The organism is Rothia mucilaginosa ATCC 25296, assembly GCF_000175615.1.
Lineage (GTDB): Bacteria > Actinomycetota > Actinomycetes > Actinomycetales > Micrococcaceae > Rothia > Rothia mucilaginosa.
Genome location: NZ_ACVO01000016.1, coordinates 163,252 through 170,800, shown reverse-complemented (window position 1 = coordinate 170,800; position 7,549 = coordinate 163,252). Strand labels below are relative to the sequence as shown.

The 7,549-nt window shown below is 58.7% G+C and carries 7 protein-coding genes; 4 read left to right on the top strand and 3 right to left on the bottom strand.

Annotated elements, in window-relative coordinates:
• From ROTMU0001_RS06515 to ROTMU0001_RS06505, 3 genes are all read right to left on the bottom strand, one after another.
• A partial coding sequence (locus tag ROTMU0001_RS06515; protein WP_044142744.1) for a helix-turn-helix domain-containing protein occupies positions 1–273 on the bottom strand: 273 nt, incomplete at its 3' end.
• A gap of 149 nt (positions 274–422) precedes the next feature.
• Positions 423–1,163 carry a DsbA family oxidoreductase gene (locus tag ROTMU0001_RS06510; RefSeq protein ID WP_005508804.1) on the bottom strand — a complete coding sequence of 247 codons (741 nt, stop codon included), beginning with the start codon at positions 1,161–1,163 and terminating at the stop codon, positions 423–425.
• 191 nt (positions 1,164–1,354) lie between these two features.
• The gene (locus ROTMU0001_RS06505) at positions 1,355–2,482 is read right to left on the bottom strand and encodes a polysaccharide deacetylase family protein (protein ID WP_005508803.1); all 1,128 of its coding nucleotides are present in this window, start codon (positions 2,480–2,482) and stop codon (positions 1,355–1,357) included.
• Between the two features lie 177 nt (positions 2,483–2,659).
• On the opposite strand from ROTMU0001_RS06505, the gene ROTMU0001_RS06500 reads away from it, so the two are divergent.
• The 4 genes from ROTMU0001_RS06500 (at position 2,660) to nrdE (ending at position 7,526) form a co-directional block, all read left to right on the top strand.
• A complete protein-coding gene (locus ROTMU0001_RS06500; protein WP_005505793.1) occupies positions 2,660–3,769 on the top strand; it encodes an App1 family protein phosphatidate phosphatase in 1,110 nt (369 codons plus the stop codon).
• Between the two features lie 774 nt (positions 3,770–4,543).
• Entirely contained in the window at positions 4,544–4,768 is a 225-nt protein-coding gene (gene nrdH / locus ROTMU0001_RS06495) for a glutaredoxin-like protein NrdH (RefSeq protein ID WP_005505794.1), read from the top strand.
• Between the two features lie 74 nt (positions 4,769–4,842).
• Complete coding sequence (gene nrdI / locus ROTMU0001_RS06490) at positions 4,843–5,373, top strand: class Ib ribonucleoside-diphosphate reductase assembly flavoprotein NrdI (protein WP_005505795.1); 531 nt, start codon at positions 4,843–4,845, stop codon at positions 5,371–5,373.
• Positions 5,346–7,526, top strand: coding sequence for a class 1b ribonucleoside-diphosphate reductase subunit alpha (gene nrdE, locus ROTMU0001_RS06485; protein ID WP_005508802.1), 2,181 nt, complete (start codon positions 5,346–5,348; stop codon positions 7,524–7,526). Before nrdI ends, nrdE begins: the two co-directional genes overlap by 28 nt.
• Positions 7,527–7,549 lie beyond the last annotated feature (23 nt).

Genomic DNA, 7,549 nt, shown 5'->3' with positions numbered 1-7,549 from the left:
TCGCACCATCGCTTCAGGCTTACTCATCCCACCGTCAACCACGGCCTTCGCTGCGGCGACCTTGGTCTCATAGTCGTATCTGGCCTGTTTTACTCCCATGGCAAGAAGCCCGCTCCTCCCGATGACGCGGTACATTTTCTGCCACTCTCTCACAGTCGCGGCGGACACACCAAGCTTTCTGGCGGTCAAACGATAGCCACGTCCCTTCTCAAACATTTGCGCTGCCTGTTCCCGAAGCAAACGGTCATGTCTTAATCCCAGATGCTCAGACATGAAAAGCCTCCTGTTTCTTGGACTTTAATTTTGGTGTCCAAGAAACGGGAGGCAGTTCAAAATAGTACGAGGGGGCTTCGCTATATCTGTGGGTGCTAGCCGGGGGCGTTAGGGGAGTAGCACCCCCGCCGCGCCTCCCTCAGCGGCTATTAGGAGCAGTTGCCGTTCATATCGCAGGACGGACCCGCCTCCGCAGCACCGTCACCTGCCGCGTCACCAGCCGCGCCCGCCAGCGGGTTCAAAAACTCAACACGGTGAGTCTCCTCCCACACCTGACGCAGCGCCTGCACCAGCATTTCCGCAGGCTGCGCACCACTGACCGCCCACTTCGACTCAATCAAGAAGAACGGCACACCATTAATGCCCAGCTGGCGCGCCAACTGCTCATCAGCACGCACATCCGCCGCGTAACGGTCGCTCTTCAACACCGCCTCAACCTCGGCAGTATCCAGGCCAATCTCAGAAGCAATATCCAGAATCGACTCGTGATCCTGCACCGAACGGCCCTGCGTAAAGTACGCCAGCTTAAACGCCTCCTGCGCCGCCGACGCCAAGCCCTGCTCCGCCGCATAGTGAATCACACGGTGCGCATCAAACGTGTTACCGTAGCGTGCCTGACGCCAATTGAAATCCAAACCCACCTCGCGGGCACGCTCCGCCAACGACTCCTGGCTCGCAATCGCCTGCTCCAACGACATCTGATACTTACCGGCAATCATCTCAGGCAGCGAACCGGCAGGATGCTCCGTAGCCGACGGGTCCAGCTCAAAACTATGCCACACCACCTCAACCTCGTCACGGTGCTCAAACTCGGCGAGCGCCTGCTCCAGGTTACGCTTGCCCACGTAGCAGAAGGGGCACACAACATCGGACCAAATATCAATACGCATGTTATCTATTCCTCTCATACTCGGATGCGGCACACTGCCGCCCTGTATGCTCACCTAACGCCCCGGCTACCGTGTTTATTCCCGCCGGGTACGGCAAAGCCCCCTCGCGCCGGTTCGTACAGAATCCCTGTATAGGAATGTCCGTACAGGAACCGGGTTATGGGGGCTTAGCACACGCGAAATACGCGACCCTATCGGCGGGCAGCCGCCGGTGCGGTCGTGGCAGTAGCCGCGGGAGCAGTCGTAGCCGCAGGTGCGGCGGTCGCACGAGCCGGCGGAGCCGTAGTGGTTGCCGCCGCAGGTGCAGTCGTAGCCTGCTGGGTCGCCTGCTGATTTGCTGCTGCCTCATCCTCATAGCGGGTGGTCGGAGCCTCAGTAGTCGGCTCCGGGGTAGGGGCCGGCGCCTCCGTAGTCGCCTCGGGGGAGGGGGTGTTCTCCTCCGGGGTGGGGGTCGGCGAAGGAGCCGCCGCCTTAATCTCTTCCTCGGATGCGTCACCGTAGTAGTCACGAATCGTCACCGCAGTCAGGCCGCGGTCATCGAGCAGGCCCTTCACCTTATCCAGAATCGGGATGATCGTCTCGTAGTTCAGGTGACCCAGCACAATCTGCTGCGGTAGCATGTAGCGGATGCAACGCATGTAAATCACGCGGGAGCTGGTCTTCGCCTCGTCACCGGTAGTGCCGTTCCACATGACCGGGCGGGTAAAACCAATCTCACCGGCAGCCTTCAGCACCGCATCGTTGTAGCGGCCATACGGCGGGCGGAAGTACGGCTTCGACGAGACACCGAACATGCTCATAATCTCGTCTTCGTTACGCTGCAGCTCTTCCTTCACACCCTCAGCATCCAGGGTGGTCAGGTCAGCGTGGTTGTAGGTATGGTTCGCAACCTGAATCTGGCCGCTCTGAACCAGCGGACGCAGCAACGACACATGCTCCTTAAAACCGGTGTAAGAAGCGTTAATGAAGAACGTCAGACGAGTATTCGTACGCTTCGAGAACTCAGCGTAGCCGCGAATCGCCTCCGGGCTTGCGCCGTCATCAACAGTCCACGCAACATACTTGCCGTCACCAACGAGGGAGTTGCCGATACCGGGCCATTCGCGCGGCTTATCAACCGGGTTGCCAGCAGCGGCAACCGTTGGCGAATTCGTGGGTGCGGGGCGAGTAGCAGCAGAGGTCTCGCCGCCAGCCTGATACGGGGTGAAATTACCGCTGGTGCCGTCGTAGTCATTCGACTTCTTCGAGCAGGCAGCAATCAGCGGAAGCATAGCAGTGCCGAGCACAAAAAGTCGGCGGTTAGGCTGTGAGTGGGTCATACTCTCCAGGATAACGCCCCCACCTGCAAGGAACGAATCTGAACAGCGAATACACCCTAAATAATGTGCACATCACACCGCGCGCTCAGCACCACAGTATTAATAGGTATAAAAACTAGGTATAAGAACACAAAATCCTAAAGCCGCAAGCCGGTAACGCTCCGCTACACTAGTGGGATGGAGAATTTGGGCACTCACGAACTGCGCAACCTTGTGAACGATGCTGCCGACGAGGCAGTCAACATCGGCTACCGCGTTGCAGACCGGCTGCACAGGTGGCGCGAAAAGCGCGCCATCGCCGCCGGTCGCGAGCCTATCCTTGTGCCCACCGAAGGCTACGGCCGCGCCGCCTCCGAAGGAAACCCCGGCTGGGTCCGCATCATCGCCCGCGCACTCTACAAGACGGTCAACCTCGAACGCCTGCTACAGGTCGTAGAAGGCACCCAAGACACCGCCAACCCCATGCGTGGCTGGCGCTCCTTCACCGCAACCGCAATGTCCGATGCGCCCGTCACCATCGTCATTGACGGCACCAAGTACGAGGCGTATACCGACCGCGGCGGCGTGCTCGACGTCAAACTCAGCATCGACTTGGAACCCGGCATGCACGAAGTCATCATGTACGTGCCCGGCTCCCGCGCCGTAGCAACCAGTGTCTACATCGTTCCCGAAAGCCAGAAGCTCGGCGTCATCATGGACGTCGACGACACCGTCATGGTCACCATGCTGCCGCGCCCCCTCGTCGCCGCCTGGAACTCCTTCATTCTCGACGAGCACGCACGCATCCCCACCCCCGGCATGGCGGTCATGACCGACCGTATCCGCCGCAGCCACCCGGATGCACCGTTCATGTACCTGTCCACCGGCGCCTGGAACATCACCCCGACCCTGCGCCGCTTCCTCAGCCGCAACGGCTACCCGCGCGGCACGTTCCTGCTCACCGACTGGGGCCCCACCCCCGACCGCTGGTTCCGCTCCGGCACCAACCACAAGGTCGAGTCCCTGCGCCGCCTCGCCGAGGAATTCCCGCAGATGAAATGGATCCTAGTCGGCGACGACGGGCAGCGCGACCCGTACATCTACAACGGCTTCGCGGTACGCTACCCGGACAACGTGGCGGCAATCGTCATCCGCAACCTGACCGTGGGGGAGACCATGCTCGCCTCCGGCCGCGTGTGGAGCGACTACCGCGCCGAACAGATGATGCGCTCGCCGCTGTGGATTGAAGCCACCGACGGCGTAACGCTCAGTAAGAAGCTGCGCGAGCTGGGCCTGATTGATTTCTAGCCGGTTACTGCTCGCCGGTTGCTAAAACCAGCGCTGATACCCAGTAAACCCACCGTGAATACCGTGAAATACCGGTATATGCGGTGGGTTTTGGTGTTTCAGCGGAATTAACCAACTTAAACCCACGACACACCGGCTGCTGAAAAAGAGTTAAAAATCTTTTCTACAGCCTTAATCACATAGCTTAAACCCGCTCGAAGGGGGTTAACCCCCGCCTTTAAGAAAGTCCGTTCTGCTTTAAAACCGCGCCGTTCCGCGCAAGAACGGGCGAGAGTTAAGATCTCTTTAAAATCAAGCCCGAATCTTCCGGGTTTTATGCCCCCAAACGCATACATGAGGTTAACTGAACCTCAACTCAGCGGGCGAATGAACCCTTAAAAATCCTGACCAACTTAAACCCCACCTGTGGATAACCCGGCACACCCCGCGAAAATACGGCGAACTAGCCCCGCGGCAGGGTGTGGATAAGCTGTAGACACCCTCTCTTAAGTGGGTTCAACTGTGGGTTTATCGAACGAAACACGACCCTCGCACCACATCATCTTGTGGTGCAGAAAAATCTCGACACTAGATGTAGTATTAATACTCGGTTCCACCACTACGGCACTTTTAGGCGCCCTGCCCCAGCGCAGGAAACCGCCACGCCCCACTAGGAGGGGGTAGCGGACGGCACAGCGCCCGCCGTAAACAACACGTGGCGAACCACCGACGAAACACGCCAGATTCATTCACGAGATAGCCCCGCCCGAGCGGGAGAAAGTAAGAGGCACTCCCATGGTAGTGACCGTGTACACCAAGCCCCAGTGCGTCCAGTGCAACATGACCTACCGCGCCCTCGACGCGAAGGGTATCAGCTACACCAAGGTTGATATCACCGAAGACGCTCAGGCCCTCGAAATGGTCAAGTCCCTCGGCTACATGCAGGCACCCGTCGTCATCGCAGGCGACGAGCACTGGTCCGGCTTCCAGCCCGACAAGATCAACGCTCTGGCAGCGTAACAACCCTGCCGAAACCCGTACAAACGGAAAATCGGCACGGAACCACACCGGCACACGAGAATAAGGAGTACAGATTGAGTACCGCCCTCACGCCCAACCCCGTCGACGAGCACGCAGAAATCCGCAAGATTCTTATGGATGCACGCAACGCCTCCGAGGGTCGAGCGACCGAGGTCGAACTGGACGACACAGCGCCGCTCATCGTGTACTTCTCCTCCATCTCCGGTAACACCCACAAGTTCGTGGAGAAGATCCGTGCCCGCCGCCTCCGCCTGCCCCTGCGCACCGGCGAAGACACCCTCATTCTTGATGAGCCGTTCGTGCTCATCGTCCCCACCTACGGCAAGCCTGAAGGCGCCGGTAACGTTCCCCCGCAGGTGGTTAAATTCCTGAACGTGGAGCAGAATCGCCACCACATGCTCGGTGTGATTGGCTCCGGCAACACCAACTTTGGTCCGCTCTTCGGTATCGCGGCAGACATTGTCGCCAAGAAGTGCGATGTGCCCGTGCTCTTCAAATTTGAGCTCATGGGCACCGATTCAGATGTAGAAAAAGTCAACGAAGGATTGGAAGCATTTTGGACGCAAAACTGCCCTCAGCACTAGAAACTCTCGGTGCAGGCCACAACGGCAAGAGCGTGCCCGAGAAGTTCAAGGGTATGAGCTACCACGAGCTGAACGCACTGCTGAACCTCTACGATGAGAACGGCCAGATCCAGTTCGATGCAGACCGCCAGGCGGCACGTCAGTACTTCCTGCAGCACGTCAACAACAACACCGTCTTCTTCCACGACCTGGAAGAGAAGATCGAGTACCTGATCGAGAACCAGTACTACGAGCCGGAACTCTTCGACAAGTACAACTTCCAGTTCATTAAGAACCTGTTCAAGCGCGCCTACGCCGTGAAGTTCCGCTTCCCGACCTTCCTGGGTGCCTTCAAGTTCTACACCTCCTACGCGCTCAAGACCTTCGACGGTCAGCGCTACCTGGAGCGTTTCGAAGACCGCGTCTGCATGGTCGCACTGCTGCTGGCAGAAGGTAACGAGAAGCTCGCCGAAGACATCGTCGACGAGATCATCTCCGGCCGTTTCCAGCCGGCAACCCCGACCTTCCTCAACGCAGGTAAGAAGCAGCGCGGCGAGCTCGTCTCCTGCTTCCTGCTGCGCATGGAAGACAACATGGAGTCCATCGGTCGCTCCATCAACTCTGCACTGCAGCTCTCTAAGCGCGGCGGCGGCGTGGCATTCGCCCTGACCAACCTGCGCGAGTCCGGTGCGCCCATTAAGAAGATTGAGAACCAGTCCTCGGGCGTTATCCCCGTCATGAAGCTGCTGGAAGACGCCTTCTCCTACGCAAACCAGCTCGGCGCACGTCAGGGTGCCGGTGCCGTGTACCTGCACGCACACCACCCCGACATCTACGCCTTCCTGGACACCAAGCGTGAGAACGCTGACGAGAAGATCCGCATCAAGACCCTCTCCCTGGGCGTTGTCATCCCCGACATCACCTTCGAGCTGGCGAAGAAGAACGAGGACATGTACCTCTTCTCCCCGTACGATGTGGAACGCATCTACGGCGTGCCCTTCTCCGACATCAACGTCTCCGAGAAGTACTACGAGATGGTCGACGATGCACGCATCACCAAGAGCAAGATCAACGCGCGTGAGTTCTTCCAGACCATCGCAGAGATCCAGTTCGAGTCCGGCTACCCGTACGTGATGTTCGAAGACACCGTCAACCGCGCGAACCCCATCGCCGGTAAGATTATCATGTCCAACCTGTGCTCCGAGATCCTGCAGGTTTCTGAGCCGTCCACCTACCACGCTGACCTCGGCTACGAGACCGTCGGTAAGGACATCTCCTGCAACCTCGGTTCGCTGAACATTGCACTGACCATGGACGGCGACGACTTCGGCAAGACCGTGGAAACCGCGATTCGTTCGCTGACCTCCGTCTCCGACCAGTCTGACATCCGCTCCGTACCCTCCATCGAGCGCGGCAACGGCATGAGCCACGCCGTGGGTCTGGGCCAGATGAACCTGCACGGCTACCTGGCACGCGAGCACGTCTACTACGGTTCAGAAGAAGCACTGGACTTCACCAACATGTACTTCTACACCGTTGCCTACCACGCAATCCGCGCCTCCATGCAGATTGCTAAGGAACGCGGCCAGCGTTTCGAGGGCTTCGAGAACTCGAAGTACGCATCCGGTGAGTTCTTCGCAAAGTACATTGAGAAGGAATGGGCACCGCAGACCGAGCGTACCCGCGAACTGTTCGCTAAGCACCACATCCCCACCCGTGAAGAGTGGATTCAGCTGGCTGCTGACGTGGCACAGTACGGCATGTACAACCAGAACCTGCAGGCTGTTCCGCCGACCGGCTCCATCTCCTACATCAACGGCTCGACCTCTTCGATTCACCCGATCGCTTCGAAGATTGAGATTCGCAAGGAAGGCAAGCTCGGCCGCGTCTACTACCCGGCACCGTACATGACCAACGAGAACCTGGAGTACTACCAGGACTCCTACGAAATTGGTTACGAGAAGATCATCGACACCTACGCCGTGGCAACCCAGCACGTGGACCAGGGCCTGTCGCTGACCCTCTTCTTCCGCGATACCGCAACCACCCGCGATATCAACCGCGCCCAGATTTACGCATGGCGTAAGGGCATCAAGACCATCTACTACATCCGTCTGCGTCAGATGGCTCTTGAGGGTACCGAGGTTGAAGGCTGCGTATCCTGCATGCTCTAGCCCGAATGCTGTGACGCATTCAG